The sequence below is a fragment of the Aeromonas sp. JL9 genome (assembly GCF_024436075.1).
In the GTDB taxonomy this organism is placed as follows: domain Bacteria; phylum Pseudomonadota; class Gammaproteobacteria; order Enterobacterales; family Aeromonadaceae; genus Aeromonas; species Aeromonas veronii.
In genome coordinates this window covers 15981-32445 of the sequence record NZ_JANFNV010000032.1, presented here as the reverse complement: position 1 = coordinate 32445, position 16465 = coordinate 15981, and the positions used below count along the sequence as shown (strand labels likewise).

13 protein-coding genes and 1 riboswitch are annotated in these 16465 nt (G+C 59.5%); of the genes, 4 read left to right on the top strand and 9 right to left on the bottom strand.

What is annotated here, in order from left to right; all coding sequences use genetic code 11:
* The first annotated feature begins 253 nt into the window (after window positions 1-253).
* Window positions 254-511 carry an accessory factor UbiK family protein gene (locus NOM06_RS17755; protein WP_005339429.1) on the top strand — a complete coding sequence of 86 codons (258 nt, stop codon included), beginning with the start codon at window positions 254-256 and terminating at the stop codon, window positions 509-511.
* 54 nt (window positions 512-565) lie between these two features.
* Here the strand turns inward: NOM06_RS17755 and NOM06_RS17750 are convergent, their stop codons facing one another.
* The 6 genes from NOM06_RS17750 to trxA all read right to left on the bottom strand — a co-directional run bounded on the left by NOM06_RS17750 (window position 566) and on the right by trxA (window position 7044).
* Window positions 566-1579, bottom strand: coding sequence for a sensor domain-containing diguanylate cyclase (locus NOM06_RS17750; protein ID WP_255912589.1), 1014 nt, complete (start codon window positions 1577-1579; stop codon window positions 566-568).
* Window positions 1580-1798: 219 nt separating this feature from the next.
* Entirely contained in the window at window positions 1799-2497 is a 699-nt protein-coding gene (gene fre / locus NOM06_RS17745) for an NAD(P)H-flavin reductase (RefSeq protein WP_255912587.1), read from the bottom strand.
* A 146-nt stretch (window positions 2498-2643) separates the two neighbouring features.
* Window positions 2644-4113: a 4-hydroxy-3-polyprenylbenzoate decarboxylase gene (gene ubiD, locus NOM06_RS17740; RefSeq protein WP_255912585.1), complete on the bottom strand. Its 1470-nt coding sequence runs from the start codon at window positions 4111-4113 to the stop codon at window positions 2644-2646.
* Between the two features lie 33 nt (window positions 4114-4146).
* A complete protein-coding gene (locus tag NOM06_RS17735; RefSeq protein ID WP_255912583.1) occupies window positions 4147-5139 on the bottom strand; it encodes a hypothetical protein in 993 nt (330 codons plus the stop codon).
* A gap of 108 nt (window positions 5140-5247) precedes the next feature.
* Window positions 5248-6513, bottom strand: a complete 1266-nt coding sequence (gene rho / locus NOM06_RS17730; protein ID WP_005339417.1) for a transcription termination factor Rho — start codon at window positions 6511-6513, stop codon at window positions 5248-5250.
* A 204-nt stretch (window positions 6514-6717) separates the two neighbouring features.
* The gene (gene trxA, locus NOM06_RS17725; RefSeq protein ID WP_005339416.1) at window positions 6718-7044 is read right to left on the bottom strand and encodes a thioredoxin TrxA; all 327 of its coding nucleotides are present in this window, start codon (window positions 7042-7044) and stop codon (window positions 6718-6720) included.
* 113 nt (window positions 7045-7157) lie between these two features.
* On the opposite strand from trxA, the gene rhlB reads away from it, so the two are divergent.
* The 3 genes from rhlB to NOM06_RS17710 are packed head-to-tail and all read left to right on the top strand — an operon-like array spanning window position 7158 to window position 10234.
* Window positions 7158-8447 carry an ATP-dependent RNA helicase RhlB gene (gene rhlB / locus NOM06_RS17720; RefSeq protein WP_005339414.1) on the top strand — a complete coding sequence of 430 codons (1290 nt, stop codon included), beginning with the start codon at window positions 7158-7160 and terminating at the stop codon, window positions 8445-8447.
* A gap of 11 nt (window positions 8448-8458) precedes the next feature.
* Entirely contained in the window at window positions 8459-9949 is a 1491-nt protein-coding gene (gene gppA, locus NOM06_RS17715; protein WP_005342413.1) for a guanosine-5'-triphosphate,3'-diphosphate diphosphatase, read from the top strand.
* 30 nt (window positions 9950-9979) lie between these two features.
* Complete coding sequence (locus NOM06_RS17710; RefSeq protein WP_108613501.1) at window positions 9980-10234, top strand: Rho-binding antiterminator; 255 nt, start codon at window positions 9980-9982, stop codon at window positions 10232-10234.
* Window positions 10235-10304: 70 nt separating this feature from the next.
* Here NOM06_RS17710 and NOM06_RS17705 read toward each other — a convergent pair whose 3' ends face one another.
* From NOM06_RS17705 to prlC, 3 genes are all read right to left on the bottom strand, one after another.
* Window positions 10305-11066, bottom strand: a complete 762-nt coding sequence (locus NOM06_RS17705) for a class I SAM-dependent methyltransferase (RefSeq protein ID WP_305120816.1) — start codon at window positions 11064-11066, stop codon at window positions 10305-10307.
* Window positions 11067-11120: 54 nt separating this feature from the next.
* Window positions 11121-13670 (bottom strand): bifunctional diguanylate cyclase/phosphodiesterase, encoded by a 2550-nt coding sequence (locus NOM06_RS17700; protein ID WP_042054691.1) that lies wholly within the window; start codon window positions 13668-13670, stop codon window positions 11121-11123.
* A 207-nt stretch (window positions 13671-13877) separates the two neighbouring features.
* Window positions 13878-15920, bottom strand: coding sequence for an oligopeptidase A (prlC, locus tag NOM06_RS17695; RefSeq protein ID WP_042054692.1), 2043 nt, complete (start codon window positions 15918-15920; stop codon window positions 13878-13880).
* A 424-nt stretch (window positions 15921-16344) separates the two neighbouring features.
* Window positions 16345-16430, top strand: a riboswitch (cyclic di-GMP riboswitch).
* The last annotated feature ends 35 nt before the right edge of the window (window positions 16431-16465 follow it).

The window sequence follows — 16465 nt, the reverse complement described above, 5'->3', positions numbered from 1 at the left end:
GTCATCACGACCTCGACTGCAAAATGTTAACATAAAACCAACACCAAATAAGACTCATGCCGGACAGTTCTGGCTCAGCTTTGTGGTGCATGTCATGGTTTCAGGTTAACAAAGGGGCGCAAGGGTAGCAGTTGTAGCCCCATCACCAGACCCGACCAGCCAGCGGGCACCATCACGACTAAAAAGCCGCCGCGATCTCGGCAAAGTGAGGGAATTGTCGGTAGAATGTCCGCCAACGCTTAAGGAGGACATCATGATCGACCCGAAGAAACTGGAAGAGATCGCCAAGCAGGTGCACAACTCCCTGCCGCCCGGCATTCGCAGCATGGGTGAAGAGGCCGAGAAGAAGATGCGTCAGGTACTGCAAGCCCAGCTGGGCAAGCTGGATCTGGTCAGCCGCGAAGAGTTCGACGTGCAGACCAAGGTGCTGCTGCGTACCCGTGAAAAACTGGCCGCCCTCGAAAGCAAGCTAGCTCAGCTCGAGCAGCAGCTCGGCGCCAAAGGCGAATAACAAAAACCCCAGCTCGGCTGGGGTTTTTGCTTTGAATTGAACCTGTAAAAAGCATCACACCTGAAGCAGATACCAGGCTCGCTTGCCGCGTGCCTTGGCCTCATACATGGCACGGTCGGCAACCTCCAATGCCTGCCGGAAGCTCAATGGCTCCTCCTCCCACAGGGCGATGCCGATACTCAGCCCCACCCGTTGCGGGCAACCGGGTTTGGGCACATAGCCGTGCATCCGGCTGATCAGGGCGTCAGCCAGTTGCGCCAGGCCATGGCTCGACACATCCCGGTGCAGATGCACCACAAACTCGTCGCCGCCGTAACGGCCACATAGCGCCGAGCCCGGCATAATGAGGCGCAGCCAGTCCGCCATCTGCTGCAACACCAGATCGCCGCAGGCATGGCCCAGCTGGTCGTTGATCCCTTTGAAATCATCCAGATCGATAAAGAGCAGCGCCCCCGCCCCTTGCGGCTGCAGCTGGGCAAACGCCTTGCCAAACCCCTGCCGGTTGAGCAAGCCGGTCAGCGCGTCGCTGTTGGCACGCTCCGCCAGTCGCTGCTCATAAGCCTTGCGCTGGGTGATATCGATATGGGAGCCCATGATCCGCAGCGGCTTGCCATCGCCATCCCGATCGACGACCCGGCCCCGATCCCACAGCCAGGTGATCTCTCCGGCCGGGCTGATGGTGCGGTATTCGGCTTCATAGAAGGGGATTTTGCCCTCAAGGTGGGCAAAGTAGCTGCCCATGGCATGGGCGCGATCGTCGGGATGGAGCTTGGCGCTCCACTGATCGAAATGAGGGGCCATGTCACCGGCCTGAAAGTTCTGCAGATTGAAGACCCGCAGCTCGCCAGTGGGAATGGTGCCCTGCCAGAGACAGATGCCGGTGCCATCGAGGGCAGCATTGAGCTTCTCCTGCAACAGGCCATTTTCATGCTGCAAAGCGGCGATTTCTGCCTGCAAACGGGCCATTTCAACGCCATGAGGGGACGGGATCAGCGTTGCGACCCGCTCGACAGAGCCGGTCTCACCCCTGTCATCCTCCGCAGATGCCCTGCCCTCTTCACTCAACACTGCGCCTCCTTGTGCTTGCTCTATGGATGCTCTTGTCAATCCCCCACAAAGATGCCATCAGCTAGGCTCGATTAGTAGCCACTCATAGCCAAAATATTGAAAAATAATGGGATAACGCCGCGATAATCCAACCATTCGATATGATCAGGTACTGCGGCAGCCACAAAAACAAAAGCCCCCGGCAAAACCGGGGGCTGCGTCATCCAGACGGGGATCCCGTCAGATAAATTCGTAGGCATCACCAAAGATGCGCTCCGGCTCGGCGCCGAGGATCTTGAACTCCTCTCGCGCGGCACCCGCCATCTCGAAACGGCCGGCGACATAGATGTCGTAGTCGTGGAGACTGACGAAATCATCCATGATCGCCTTGTGCACCAGGCCGCTCTTGCCGGTCCAGTCAGCATCAGGCTCCTGCACCACCGGGATAAAGGTGAGCGGCGCATAGTCACGCTCCCACTGCTGCATCTGCTCCAGCTCATAGAGCCAGTGAGCCTGACGCACACCCCAGTAGAAGAACACCGGACGCTTGCTGCCCGTGTCAACCAGGTACTCCAGAATGGAGCGGGCGTAAGAGAAGCCGGTGCCGCCCGCCATCAGGATCAGCGGACGGGGGGATTCATCGCGCAGGAACGCCTTGCCAGCCGGCAATTCGACCTCGATCTCCCCCTGCTCGCGCATGCGGGCCAGCACCTGACCGGCATAGGCGTTCTCGGGAGTGGCACCGATTTGCAGCTCCAGCACGCCCGGGCGGGTCGGCGAGTTGGCGATGGAGAAGGGGCGCTTGTCCGAATCGCTCATCACCACCAGCAGATACTGGCCCGGCTTGAAGCTGATCGCTTGCTGCGGCGTCAGGGCCACATGCCAGATGGTGTCGACATATTCGCGCAGTTCCTCTACGCGGCATTTGATACGTTGCATTCTTGTCCTTGTGGCGGGCTCGCTCGGCCCGCTTCGCTCATTGTTTCACTATGGAGTGACGACCAGCAGCCCTGGCCCCGTCAGTCGAGAATACTCAAATCGGTGCGGATCGCATCACTTTTTGCAGCAAAACTGTCATGTTTGCCTCATCCGAGGATATTGAGCTCATCCCAGATGGCATCGACCTTCTGCTTCACCGCCTCATCCTGAACTATGGGCTGACCCCACTCCCGATTGGTCTCGCCCGGCCACTTGTTGGTGGCATCCAGCCCCATTTTGGAGCCGAGGCCGGAGACCGGCGAGGCGAAGTCCAGATAGTCGATCGGGGTGTGCTCGATCAAAGTGGTGTCCCGTGCCGGGTCCATCCGGGTGGTGATGGCCCAGATCACATCCTTCCAGTCGCGAGCGTTGACGTCATCGTCACACACCACCACGAACTTGGTGTACATGAACTGGCGCAGGAAGGACCAGACCCCCAGCATCACCCGCTTGGCATGGCCTGGGTAACGCTTCTTGATGGTCACCACCGCCATCCGGTAGGAGCACCCCTCCGGCGGCAGATAGAAGTCCACAATCTCGGGGAACTGCTTCTGCAGCAGCGGCACAAACACCTCGTTCAGCGCCAGACCCAGCACCGCCGGTTCATCGGGCGGACGGCCGGTGTAGGTGCTGTGATAGATGGCATCGCGCCGCTTGGTGATGTGGGTGATGGTGAAGACCGGAAACTCGTCCACCTCGTTGTAGTAACCGGTGTGGTCGCCATAAGGGCCTTCCGGCGCCATCTCACCCGGCTCAAGATAGCCTTCCAGCACAATCTCGGCGCTGGCGGGCACCTCCAAATCGCAGCTGATGGCCTTGATCACCTCGGTACGGCTGCCGCGCAGCAGACCGGCAAAGGCATATTCGGAGAGAGTATCCGGCACCGGCGTCACCGCGCCGAGAATAGTCGCCGGATCGGCACCGAGCGCCACCACCACCGGGAATCGCTCACCGGGATGGGCCTCCTGCCACTCGCGAAAATCGATGGCACCGCCACGATGATCGAGCCAGCGCATGATCAGCTTGTTTTTGGCGATCTTCTGCTGGCGATAGATGCCGAGGTTCTGGCGCTTCTTGTAGGGGCCGCGGGTGATGGTGAGGCCCCAGGTGACCAGCGGCGCCACATCGCCAGGCCAGCAGTGCTGGATCGGGAGCTGGTCGAGATCGACCGCATCGCCCTCCTGTACCACCTGCTGGCAGGGGGCGGAAGAGAGGCGCTTGGTCGGCATGTTGAGCACCTGCTTGAAGATCGGCAGCTTCTCCATCAGCTCCTTGAATCCCTTGGGCGGCTCGGGCTCCTTGAGATAGGAGAGCCAGACCCCGACCTGACGCAGAGCACCCACATCGGGCTGGCCCATGCCCATGGCAACCCGATCCGGGGTGCCGAACAGGTTGGTCAGCACCGGCATGGTGTAGCCTTTGGGATTTTCGAACAGCAGAGCCGGGCCACCCGCACGCAGGGTGCGGTCGCTGATCTCGGTCATCTCCAGATAGGGATCTATCTCGCGGGTGATACGCTTGAGTTGTCCGTTTTGTTCCAGCTGCGCGATGAAATCACGCAAATCCTTGTATTTCATGCAAGTTCCCAACCGGGTTCAGGAGGTCACGCATTATAACCCTGGCTGCCCATCGGGTGTACCCGAATCGGGCAGCAGACTCGGTGCAATGGGTGGCATGTCACGCTGGCCGAGGCGTCTGGCCAGTGCAGAGAGCAGCTGGGGCTCGTCCACCTCCATCAACAGACCGGCCACCAGCGCCCCATATTGGCGGTTGGAGAGTTCCGCCAGCAGGTATTTCTGGGCTTGCGGCGGCAAGGGCGAGAGCGCGCTCAGCTGACGCAGGGCGGCCCCCTTCAACCCCTCGTTGCCACTGGCGGCAATCAGCAGATCGCTGGCAGCACTGCCGTGATGAAAGCGGCTGATGGTAGAGAGTGCACGCAGCGCATCCTGATCTGCCGGCCGCCGCCACAACATGCCATAGAGCGCCGGCTCCCCGGTGCGCTGCAACAGATGAAACAACAGATGATTGTCGGGCAGATAGATATTCTGGCTGGCCAGCGCTTGCGCCTCCCGCAGCCAGACCGGCTGCGGCAAGGTGTCAAGAGCCAGCAACAGGGCTTGCTGCTGCATGGCGAGATCGGGGTTACTGCTGTAGTAGATGGACTTTAGCTGGAAGCTGCCCTGAGCAAGCTGCAGCCGATAGCGCTGCACCAGTGATTGCAGTTGCCACTCCCCCAGCAACTGACGGGCCCGCGCGGCAAAATCATAAACCGGTTGCTGCACCAGAAAACCGTCGACCTGCTGCTCCATGAGCCACTCGGGGGCCTTGTCGGCCTGAGCCTCGACCCACTGTTGCAACGCAGGGGATGCAGGAGTGGTCGCGGGAATATCCCGCAGCAGCTGCAACAACAGGAACTCCCGCCGCTCACGGCTCAGGGTCGCCAGCAGAGAGTCGATGGCAGCAAATTGCCCCTCCTGCAGACGGCCCGCCAGATAGCGCTGGTGCGTCTGCAACGTCTCGGCTGTCACCGCGACCGGAGCACTCTGCGCACAGACTGGCATTGCACTCAGCAACCCCAGCAATAACCAGAAAACAGGCTTCATGACGTCTCCATCCATGTGACATCGGAATCTCATACTACTAGGGCGACCGGAAAACAGATAAACAAAAACCGCGACCAGGGCCGCGGTTTCGTCATTTTCTGACCTGACTTACTTCTGCTGGCGCCGCATGGCGTCGAAGAACTCGTCGTTGGTCTTGGTCATCGCCAGCTTGTCGATGAGGAATTCGATACCGTCGATCTCGCCCATCGGGTGGACAATCTTGCGCAGGATCCACATCTTCTGCAGCTCGTCACCTGAGGTGAGCAGCTCTTCTTTACGAGTACCTGAGCGGGTGATGTCGATGGCCGGGTAGACGCGCTTCTCGGCAATCTTGCGCGAGAGGTGCAGTTCCATGTTGCCGGTACCCTTGAACTCTTCGTAGATAACCTCGTCCATTTTGGAACCGGTATCGATCAGCGCGGTAGCGATGATGGTCAGGCTGCCGCCCTCCTCAACATTACGCGCGGCGCCGAAGAAGCGCTTGGGACGGTGCAGGGCGTTGGCGTCCACACCACCGGTCAGTACCTTGCCGGATGACGGGATAACGGTGTTGTAGGCGCGAGCAAGACGGGTGATGGAGTCCAGCAGGATCACCACATCTTTCTTGTGCTCGACCAGACGCTTGGCCTTCTCGATCACCATCTCGGCAACCTGAACGTGACGGGAAGCAGGCTCGTCAAAGGTGGAAGCGATCACTTCACCTTTCACCATACGCTGCATCTCGGTCACTTCTTCCGGACGCTCGTCGATCAGCAGAACGATCAGTTCACAGTCCGGGTGGTTGTAGGCGATGCTCTGGGCGATGTTCTGCAGCAGCATGGTCTTACCGGCCTTGGGTGGCGCCACGATCAGGCCACGCTGGCCCTTACCGATGGGGGATGCCAGGTCCAGTACACGGGCAGTGATATCTTCGGTAGAACCATTACCCCGTTCCATACGCAGACGTTCGTTGGCATGCAGGGGGGTAAGGTTTTCAAACAGGATCTTGTTGCGGGAGTTTTCCGGACGGTCGTAGTTGACCTCATTGACCTTGAGCAGTGCGAAGTAGCGTTCGCCCTCTTTCGGCGGCCGGATCTTGCCGGAGATGGTATCGCCGGTACGCAGGTTGAAGCGGCGGATCTGGCTCGGGGAGACGTAGATATCGTCAGGGCCTGCCAGATAGGAGCCGTCTGCACTGCGCAGGAAGCCGAAACCATCGGTCAGGATTTCCAGCACACCGTCGCCAAAGATATCTTCACCACCCTTGGCGTGCGCCTTGAGGATTGCAAAAATAATATCTTTCTTGTGCGCCCGAGCCAGATTTTCCAACCCCATGGATTCGCCAAGCTTGACCAGCTCGGACACAGGAGTGTTCTTTAATTCAGTCAGATTCATAGTGGTGAAAGTCTGTAAGCAAGGATTGAAATGAGGAGACAGTCTGCTGGATTGATGCTGATCGGATTTGATTGCCAGGCTGTGGTTAGCAAAGAGTCAGGCAAAAAGGTTAGCAAACGAGCGATAAACTAGCACCAATCGGGATGAGCGTCTAGGTGATAAAACACAAGGAGCGCATTATTGCAATGCGCTCCTCTTTAATTATTACAGGTTGCCGTCCAGAAACTCTTTCAGCTGAGTCTTGGACAGTGCACCGACCTTGGTCGCTGCCACTTCGCCATTCTTGAACAGCAAGAGGGTCGGGATACCACGAATGCCGTACTTGGGCGGAGTATCAGAGTTATGGTCGATGTTCAGTTTGGCTACGGTCACGCGACCTTCGTACTCTTGGGCAACTTCTTCCAGGATCGGGGCAATCATCTTGCACGGACCACACCACTCGGCCCAGAAGTCGACCAGAACGGCGCCATCGGCTTTGATTACATCTGCCTCGAAGCTGGCATCGCTCAGCTGAACAATCTTGTCACTCATCTCCAACTCCAGTCAGTAATTAAGGCTTTATTGACATATCAACAAAGGCAATAGTTGCCCTATTTGAAATGATCCTGTTTATTATTGCAAGCCTAACCTGATAACCTACCGCCATGAGCAAAACACACTTAACGACCGACAAATTCGCCCAAATGGGCCTCGAACCCGAAGTTCTGGCTGGTCTGGAATCAAAGGGATTTCACTATTGCACGCCCATCCAGGCACTGTCTCTGCCACTGCTGGTAGAAGGTCATGACCTCGCCGGTCAGGCCCAGACAGGAACCGGCAAGACCATTGCCTTCTTGGCCGCGACATTCAACTATTTGCTGACTCACCCGCTGACCAAGCCCCGTCTGGTTAACCAACCCAGAGCCATCATCATGGCACCCACCCGGGAACTGGCAGTACAGATCTATAACGATGCCGACAGCATCGCCGCTTCTACCGGCCTGAAACTCGGCCTCGCCTACGGTGGCGAAGGTTACGACAAGCAGCTGGCCGTGCTGGAGCAGGGCGTCGACATCCTGATCGGCACCACCGGCCGCATCATCGACTACTTCAAGTCCAAGGTGATCGATCTGAGCAACATTCAGGTCGTGGTACTGGACGAAGCGGATCGCATGTTCGATCTGGGCTTCATCAAGGACATCCGCTTCCTGTTCCGCCGCATGCCGCCCGCGACCGAGCGTCTGAGCATGCTGTTCTCCGCCACCCTCTCCCTGCGCGTGCAGGAGCTGGCTTACGAACACATGAACCACCCGGAACATGTGCAGGTAGAGCCGGAGCAGATGACCGGGGTGCGGATCAAGGAGGAGCTGTTCTACCCCTCCAATGAAGACAAGATGTTGCTGCTGCTCTCCCTGATGGAAGAGGAGTGGCCGGAGAAAGCGATCGTCTTCGCCAACACCAAGCATGTCTGTGAAGACGTTCATGCCTGGCTGGAAAACGACGGCCACCGCGTCGGTCTGCTGACCGGTGATGTGCCGCAGAAGAAGCGGATGAAGATCCTCGAGGATTTCACCAAGGGTGCGCTCGATATTCTGGTCGCCACCGACGTGGCTGCCCGTGGTCTGCACATCCCTGACGTGACCCACGTCTTCAACTATGACCTGCCCGACGACGCCGAAGACTATGTACACCGGATCGGTCGTACCGGTCGTGCCGGCAAGAGCGGTCACTCCATCAGCCTGGCCTGTGAAGACTATGCCTTCAACCTGCCGGCCATCGAGGAGTACATCCACCACGCCATTCCGGTCAGCAAATATGATCGCGAAGCACTGCTGGATGACGTGACCCCGCCGAAACGGGTGTTCCGCAACCGTCAGCCGGTGAACCGCAACATGCGGGATCGTCAGGGCGGTGGCAACAGCAACAACCGTCGTCGTCCGCCGCGCAAGAGCTAAGGACAGGCCCGTTGCACAACTCGCCTCTCTATGCCGCTATCGACCTCGGCTCCAACAGCTTTCATATGCTGGTGGTGCGCGAGGTCGCCGGTGCCCTGCGCACCGTCGCCAAGGTCAAGCGCAAGGTGCGCCTCGCAGCCGGGCTCGATCCGGAGTTTCGTCTCAGCCGTGCCGCCATGGAGCGGGGCTGGGACTGTCTACGTCTCTTTTCCGAACAGTTGCAGGACATCCCGGCCGACAATATCCGGGTGGTGGGCACCGCCACCTTGCGCCTTGCTACCAACGTCGATGAGTTCCTCAGCGAAGCGGAACGGGTACTTAACCACAGCATCGAGATCATCTCGGGCGAGGAAGAGGCCAAGACCATCTATGAAGGGGTCTCCTGGACCTCTGCCGGGGAAGGCAATCGACTGGTGATCGACATCGGCGGTGCCAGCACCGAACTGGTGATCGGCGAACATAGCGAAGCAAAACTGCTCAACAGCCTGCACATGGGCTGCGTCACCTGGCTCAACAATCACTTCGGTGATGGCGAGCTCTCCGAAGCCCGTTTCGAACAGGCGATTGCTGCCGCCAAGGCGGTGCTGGAGAAGGTGGCGGATGATTACCGTGCCCTTGGCTGGCGTACCTGTGTAGGCGCCTCCGGCACGGTGCAGGCGCTGCAAGAGATCATGCTGGCGCAAGGGAAGAGCGAACGGGTCACCCTGCCGAAACTGCAGGAGCTGATGGGTCAGGCCATCGCCTGCGGCAAGCTCGACCGGCTGCAACTGGAAGGGCTGGCGGCCGAGCGGCTGACCGTGTTCCCCTCCGGCCTCGCCATCCTGATCGCCATCTTCGAAACCCTCGATATAGAGAGCATGACCCTCGCGGGTGGCGCCCTGCGTGAAGGACTGATCTACGGTCTGCTGGGCAACAATCACGACTGTGATGCCCGGGATCGTACCGCCGACAGCCTGATCAGCCGCTATCAGCTGGATAAAGAGCACGCCGAACGGGTGCGCGATACCGCCGTCGAGGCGTTCAACCAGCTGCAACCGGCTTGGCGACTCTCCAAACGCTACGGTCGCCCGATCTTGCGTTATGCCGCCCTGCTGCACGAGATCGGCCTCTGTATCGAGTACAAGAAGGCGCCGCAACACGCCGCCTACATCATCGACAACATCGATATGCCGGGCTTTACCCCTGCGCAAAAGAAGCTGTTGTCGGCCCTGCTGTTCAACCAGCGGGACGAATTCAAGCTGGAACCACTGGAGAAACAGGGTGCCGTCACCGGTCGTCAGGCGATCCGGCTGGCCCGTATCCTGCGCATCGCGCTGATCCTCTGCATGCGCCGCACCCAGGGAACTGTGCCCAGCTTCACCCTGCAGGCAGAAGAGGAGTCACTGACCCTGACCCTGCCCAAGGGCTGGATGGATGAACACTACCTGCGCGCCAGCGAGCTGCGCTTTGAAGTGGAACGCCAGCAGAAGATGGGCTGGCCGACCCGCGTACAGGAAGCCTGACTCAGCAACCTGCCTGTTTTGGAGCCAATCATGCCGGATTATCAACCCATCAGCTGCGATCTCTACGACTGGCTCGAAATTGCTGCCAGCTGGCAACTGCCGGTGACCCTCACCAGCCGCGATGGTCGCCAGCGGGATGACAAGATCCGCACCATCGAAGCCAGCGAAGGGGTCGAGTATCTGCTGCTGCACAGTGGCGAGCGGCTCAGCCTGGCAGAACTGGCGACCCTGCGCCTGAACTGGCAAGGGGAAGAGAAGCTGATCCGCTTCGCGCCAACCAACTGAATCCAATACGAAAAAGGAGGGCCAACATGACGTTGGCCCTCCTTTTTGCATCTGCGGCTCACACCGGCTGTTAACCCGCTGCCAGCGCCGCCATCACATAAACATCGAAGCGGTTGCTCTTGGTCTCGATGGCCATGCTGGGTTTATGCTCGTTGAGCCAGCCGGCGTAATCCGGCCGCTTCACCACCACCCGCTTATCAGCCATCTTGAGCGCGGCAGGCAACAAGGCATCCGCATCGAGATCCGGCCCTACCAGCGACTGGAACACCCGCATCTCTTTTTTTACCAGCGCCGACTTCTGCTTGTGGGGGAACATGGGGTCGAGGTAGATCACCTCGGGCCGCTCCGGCAGCGCCAGCAGGTTGTCCACCGCCGGGCCTTGCAGCAGGTGCATTCGCTCGCTGACCCAGGGGCCAATCTCGGGATTCTGTGCCGCCCGCGCCAGCCCGTCCTGCAACAGGGCGGCCACCACAGGGCTGCGTTCGATCAGGGTCACCTTGCAACCGAGAGAGGCGAGTACGAAGGCATCGCGCCCCAGCCCGGCTGTGGCATCCACCACGGTCGGTGTGGCACCGGCCTTGAGCCCCACCGCCTTGGCGATGGACTGGCCGCGACCGCCGCCAAACTTGCGGCGATGTGCCACCGCCCCTTCCACGAAGTCCACATAGACGGCACCCAGCTTGGGCTCGTCCAGCTTGCGCAGTTCCAGTCTCTCTTCAGTCAGTACCAGCGCAAACGGAGCCGGAAACTCCACGTCGGCAAGGCGTAAACGCAGGGCGTCGAGCTCGCCATCACGGGCGGGGACTTCACTGAAAACCTGAATATGGGGCATAGGAGACAGACTCATGGCACGTACAGAAGCGGCCATGATAACAGAAGCGGTGGATCAGCTCACGACAGTGAGGTTCATCCCCTGACGGTTGAGAGCGAGGTAATCAATGAGATCGTCATAGGCCAGCGGGCGGCTAAGCAGATAACCCTGGGTGAAGGCGCACCCTTTCTGGCAGAGGAAGTTGAGCTGCTCGCGGGTCTCAACCCCCTCGATCACCACCTGCATGCCGAGGTTGTGCACTATGTTGATGATGCCGTCGAGCAGCATCCTATCCTGCTCGTTGAAGGGGATATGGCGCACGAAGGAGCGGTCGATCTTGACCAGATCGACCGGGAAAGTGCGCAGATAGTTGAGGGCCGAGTAGCCGGTACCGAAATCGTCGATGGCCAGCTTGCAACCTGCCTCGCGCAGGGCATCGATCCGCACCCTGTGCTGATCGCTGCTCTCCATCAGCAGAGATTCGGTGATTTCGATGACGATGTCGGCAGGATCGAGCCCGAAGTGCTGGATCACCTTGAGCCACTCGCTCGCCTCGGGGTCAATGGTCTGGAACTCCATGGTGGAGCGGTTGATCGACATCTGCAGATCCGGGAAACCGGACTGCTGCAACCGCGCCAGATCCCGGCACGACTGCCACAATACCAGCGCACCCAACCCCTGAATCAGACCTGCCTCTTCCGCCAGCGGAATGAACTCGGCAGGGGAGACCTGCCCCCAGTGGGGGTGATACCAGCGCACCAGCGCCTCCAGCTTGGCGACCCGTCCGCTGCGATTGTCCCAGATGGGCTGATAGGCCATGGTCAGCTGCTCCAGCTTGATCGCTTCGGCCAAATCCTGCTGCATCTGGTGGCGCTGGCGCACCTCTTCCCGCATGGATGAGCAGTAGGCACCGAGCAACCGTCCCTGTCGCTTGGCCGCAAACAGCGCCTGTTCGGCATTGCGCAGCAGCTCGTCGCTCTCGCTGCCATCGACCGGACAGAGAGTCATGCCGATGGTCGCGGTCACATAGAGATGCTGGTTGGCCAGCATAAAGGGGCGGGCGAAACTGCCGATCACCTGCTTGGCAAACACCTCGGCCTGACGGCGGGTGACGATGCCGGGCACCAGAAACGCGAACTCATCGCCACCGATGCGGGCCACCAGATCTTCGGTGCGCACCCGGCTCACCAGCCGATCCGACACCTCCCGCAGCAGGGCATCGCCAGCATGGTGATCCATGCTGTTGTTGACCGCCTTGAAGTTGTTGAGGTCGAGCACCATGAGCGCGAAGCGCTCGCCCCGCTCGCAGAAGCGGGTGAGGCAGCGGCCAAACAACCAGCGGTTGGGCAGGCTGGTGAGGTTGTCGTAGTTGGCCTGGGTCGCAATCTTCTGCTCAGCCACTTTTGTCTGAGAAAGATCGCTGAAAATGGCGATATATTGCTGAATTTTGCCAGCTTCGCGCAGGGTGCTGATCATCAGCTGCTGCGGATAGAGCTTGCCGTTCTTGCGCTTGTTCCACACTTCGCCACGCCACACCCCCACCCGCTCCAGCGCATGGTACATGTCGGCATAGAAGGTCTGATCGTGCAGCCCGGACTTGAGCATGCTGGGACGCTGGCCCCGCACCTCGTCGCTGCTGTAGCCGGTGATCTGCTCGAAGGCCGGGTTGACCGAGATGATGCGGCTGTCGGCATCGCACACCAGAATCGCTTCGGAGAGGTTGTCGTAGACCCGGTGGGAGAGCTTGAGCTGCTCCGCATGACGCTTGAGGGGATCGATATTCTCCAGCAGCACCATCAGGTAGTCCGGCTGCTGCTGCTCGTCGCGGATCAGGGTGACAGTCACCCGCCCCCACAGGATCTCGCCCCCCTTGCAGAAGTAGCGCTTCTCCTGGGTGAAACTGCTGCGCTCGCCGCGCCGGATCTCTTCGTAGCACTCAAGGCTGCGCTGCCAATCCTCCGGGTGATTGATGTCGGAGATGGAGCGATGAAGCAGCTCGTCGAGGGGATAGCCCAGCATCTTCTCGATGGCCGGGTTGGCCCAGAGAATTCTGCCGGTGAGATCGAGCTTGCCGATCCCCACCGGGGCCTGAAACAGCATGCTCTGCAGCACATGGGGGGTATCAGGCAAGAGTTGCGGCAGCTGGCGTTGCAGCATCAGCGCCAGTTCGCGACCGGCCAGCGGCCCCAGCAACCGGAGCAGCCCCATCACCTTGGTCATATTGGCCTGCGGCTGACGATAGAGCAGGCAGCAGATACCTATGGTCTCGCCATCCGCATCCTTGAGGGCGATCCCGGCGTAGGCCTGGGCTTGCCACGCATCGGCAAGCGGCATCGCGGGGAACAGCTGCAACAGACGATCGCTGAACCAGGCTTCCCCCTCCTGCCAGGTAACGGCATCGGGAGAGTCAGTGATTGGCAGTGTCAGGGTATCGGGGTCAAGAGAGGAGGGATGGGCAGCCTGAACCGTCAGGTGGGTAGCATTTGATTCCCTACTGGCGATCAGGACGACATCAGCCATCACAGCAGCGGCGATTTCACTCACAAAGGTATCGAAATATCCCTGGCCGCTCGAATGAGCCAGACTTGAGATGATTTGATAGACGGAATCGAGTGCTCGCCTCATGGCAAGTGGCTTTCTCTCCTTGAAGGTTAGAACACGACTCTACTGAAGAGCTGTGAGCAGTGCAAATATGCAATCAGCAAGATATTAAAAAGCCTTGAAAAAAGGGACCAAAAGGTCCCTTTTTGTCGCAGAAATCACGACTCGATCCCACTATGCCGCAAAACAGTGTACCTGCTTGAAGCTCACACAGGCGGCGGGTCAGGAATCTCAGGCAGCGATCCCGCTATGTCGCAACAGCGCATCCACCTTGGGCTCACGACCGCGGAAGGCTCGGAACAGCTCCATCGGCTCCTTCGAGCCCCCCTTCTCCAGAATATTCTTCAGGAAGGATTGGCCGGTCGCCGGGTTGAAGATCCCCTCCTCCTCGAAGCGGGAGAAGGCATCGGCAGAGAGCACTTCGGCCCACTTGTAGCTGTAGTAGCCCGCCGCATAGCCGCCCGCGAAGATGTGGGAGAAGCTGTGCTGGAAGCGGTTGAACGCCGGTGGCGTCATCACAGCTACCTGACTGCGCACCTCATCCAGCAGCGCCGGAAGCTGCGCCGGATTGGCCGGATCAAACTCCTGATGCAGGCGGAAGTCGAACAGGGCGAACTCCAGCTGGCGCAGCATCTGCATCGCCGCCTGGAAGTTGCGGGCGGTCAGCATCTTCTCCAGCAGATCGGCAGGCAACGGCTCGCCGGTCTCGTAGTGGCCGGAGATAAAGGCCAGCGCCTCGGACTCCCAGCACCAGTTCTCGAGGAACTGGCTCGGCAGCTCTACCGCATCCCAGGCCACGCCGTTGATACCGGCGACACCGGCCACATCGATGCGGGTCAGCATGTGGTGGATGCCGTGACCAAACTCATGGAACAGGGTGACCACTTCGTTGTGGGTGAACAGCGCCGGTTTGCCATCCACCGGGCCGTTGAAGTTGCAGGTCAGGTAGGCCACCGGTTTTTGCAGCGAGCCATCCTGACGGTAGCGACGACCCAGACAGACATCCATCCAGGCCCCACCCTGCTTGTGCTCACGGGCGTAGAGGTCTAGGTAGAAGCTGCCGCGCAGCTCGTCGTCGGCATCGAAGATGTCGTAGAAGCGCACGTCCGGGTGCCAGGTGTCGATGCCGAGGCGCTCGCGCACCTTCATGCCGAACACCCGCTTGACCACCTCGAACAACCCCTTCACCACCTTGCTGGCGGGGAAGTAGGGGCGCAGCTGCTCATCGGAGATGGAGAATTTGTGCTGCTTGAGCTTCTCGGCGTAGTAGGCGAGATCCCAGGCGGCCAGCTCGCTCTGACCATGCTGCTCGGCGGCGAAGGCGCGGATCTCCTCCAGCTCGGCCTTGCCTTGCGGCAGGGATTTGGCCGCCAGATCGGTGAGGAAGCTCACCACCTGTTCGGTCTTGTCCGCCATCTTGGTGGCCAGGGAGAGCTCGGCATAGTTGGCAAAGCCCAGCAGCTGGGCCAGTTCGCGGCGCAGGGTGAGCAGCTCGCTCATGATAGCGGAGTTGTCCCACTTGCCCGCATTGGGGCCCTGATCGGAGGCGCGGGTGGTGAAGGCTTCGTACATCTCGGCCCGCAATTCGCGGTTGTCGGCATACATCATCACCGGCAGATAAGAGGGGATATCCAGGGTGAACAGCCACCCCTCTTTGCCCTTTAGCTCGGCCATCTGACGGGCAGCGGCACGCACGCTGTCGGGCAAACCGGCCAGTTCGGCTTCATCGGCCACCAGCTTGTGCCAGCCCTGGGTCGCATCCAGCACGTTGTTGCTGAAACGGGAGGCCAGCTCGGAGAGGCGGGCCTGAATTTCGCCGTAACGCTGCTGCGCCTCGGCAGGCAGACCGATACCGGAGAGGCGGAAGTCACGCAGGGTATTCTGGATCTCCTTGCGCTGGGCGCCGCTCAGCAGCGGGAAATCATCGCTCTGGGAGAGGGCCAGATAGGCCTGATAGAGCCCTTCATGCTGACCGACATAGGTCTGGAATTCGGAGAGCAGCGGCAGGCAGGCGTCATGGGCCTCGCGCAGCGCTTCGCTGTTGAGTACGGAGTTGAGGTGGCTGACCGGTGACCAGATCCGTGACAGGCGGTCATTTACCTCTTCCAGCGGGGCAATCAGGCTATCCCAGGTATGGGGGTCACGCTGGGCCAGCACATCGCTGATCTTCTGCTTGCAGTCAGCAATCGCCTGAATCACGGCAGGCTGAACCTGCTCCGGCTTGATCTGGCTGAAAGGGGGCAGCGAATCCATTGTCAGCAAAGGGTTATTCATCCCGGTTACCTCTTGTTTGGTCTTGAACAGACCGCTTTAGCAGCTCTGTATGGCTTTCTAACATGTGGCCAAGCCACGCAATAATCAAGCGGGAATCCACCTATCGGCACTGTTTTCCCCTCTTTGTGAACTCAAACACCTCTCTGCCAGATACTGGACGGCAACAGCATGAATAATGGGTACTTTTTTGCTCTTTTTGCAGCTTTTTCAACTCTCGAATCACCAGGCTGCAGACCAAATCCGCTCAACACAGGAGTAGGTCACAGCAGTGTATCTCTGGCCCTTTCCATGCTGGGAAAATAACTAATCAACAAATTAATAACCAAAACAAATCATGCACATACGTTGATTAATTTGTTTTTAAGTGCATATCATAAGCTGCCTGTTACTCAGGTCACTTGATTCTCTGTGCTGCACAGAAATCGGGTGAAAAAGGCAAAGCGACCCGAAAGGGCGCGACGCAAAGCCACCGGTCTAAGGGAAAACACCTATGACAGCGGGGCTGCCCCCGGGAGCGTTCGGCCATAGCTGTACGCTCCGTTTGT

What these genes read in the sequence shown, in the direction of transcription:
- NOM06_RS17700 (WP_042054691.1), bottom strand. Translation starts at nt 13,670, where the DNA reads ATGAGGCGAGCACTCGATTCCGTCTATCAAATCATCTCAAGTCTGGCT.
- NOM06_RS17705 (WP_305120816.1), bottom strand. Translation starts at nt 11,066, where the DNA reads ATGCCCCATATTCAGGTTTTCAGTGAAGTCCCCGCCCGTGATGGCGAG.
- NOM06_RS17755 (WP_005339429.1), top strand. Translation starts at nt 254, where the DNA reads ATGATCGACCCGAAGAAACTGGAAGAGATCGCCAAGCAGGTGCACAAC.
- prlC (WP_042054692.1), bottom strand. Translation starts at nt 15,920, where the DNA reads ATGAATAACCCTTTGCTGACAATGGATTCGCTGCCCCCTTTCAGCCAG.
- NOM06_RS17710 (WP_108613501.1), top strand. Translation starts at nt 9,980, where the DNA reads ATGCCGGATTATCAACCCATCAGCTGCGATCTCTACGACTGGCTCGAA.
- rhlB (WP_005339414.1), top strand. Translation starts at nt 7,158, where the DNA reads ATGAGCAAAACACACTTAACGACCGACAAATTCGCCCAAATGGGCCTC.
- trxA (WP_005339416.1), bottom strand. Translation starts at nt 7,044, where the DNA reads ATGAGTGACAAGATTGTTCAGCTGAGCGATGCCAGCTTCGAGGCAGAT.
- fre (WP_255912587.1), bottom strand. Translation starts at nt 2,497, where the DNA reads ATGCAACGTATCAAATGCCGCGTAGAGGAACTGCGCGAATATGTCGAC.
- ubiD (WP_255912585.1), bottom strand. Translation starts at nt 4,113, where the DNA reads ATGAAATACAAGGATTTGCGTGATTTCATCGCGCAGCTGGAACAAAAC.
- rho (WP_005339417.1), bottom strand. Translation starts at nt 6,513, where the DNA reads ATGAATCTGACTGAATTAAAGAACACTCCTGTGTCCGAGCTGGTCAAG.
- NOM06_RS17735 (WP_255912583.1), bottom strand. Translation starts at nt 5,139, where the DNA reads ATGAAGCCTGTTTTCTGGTTATTGCTGGGGTTGCTGAGTGCAATGCCA.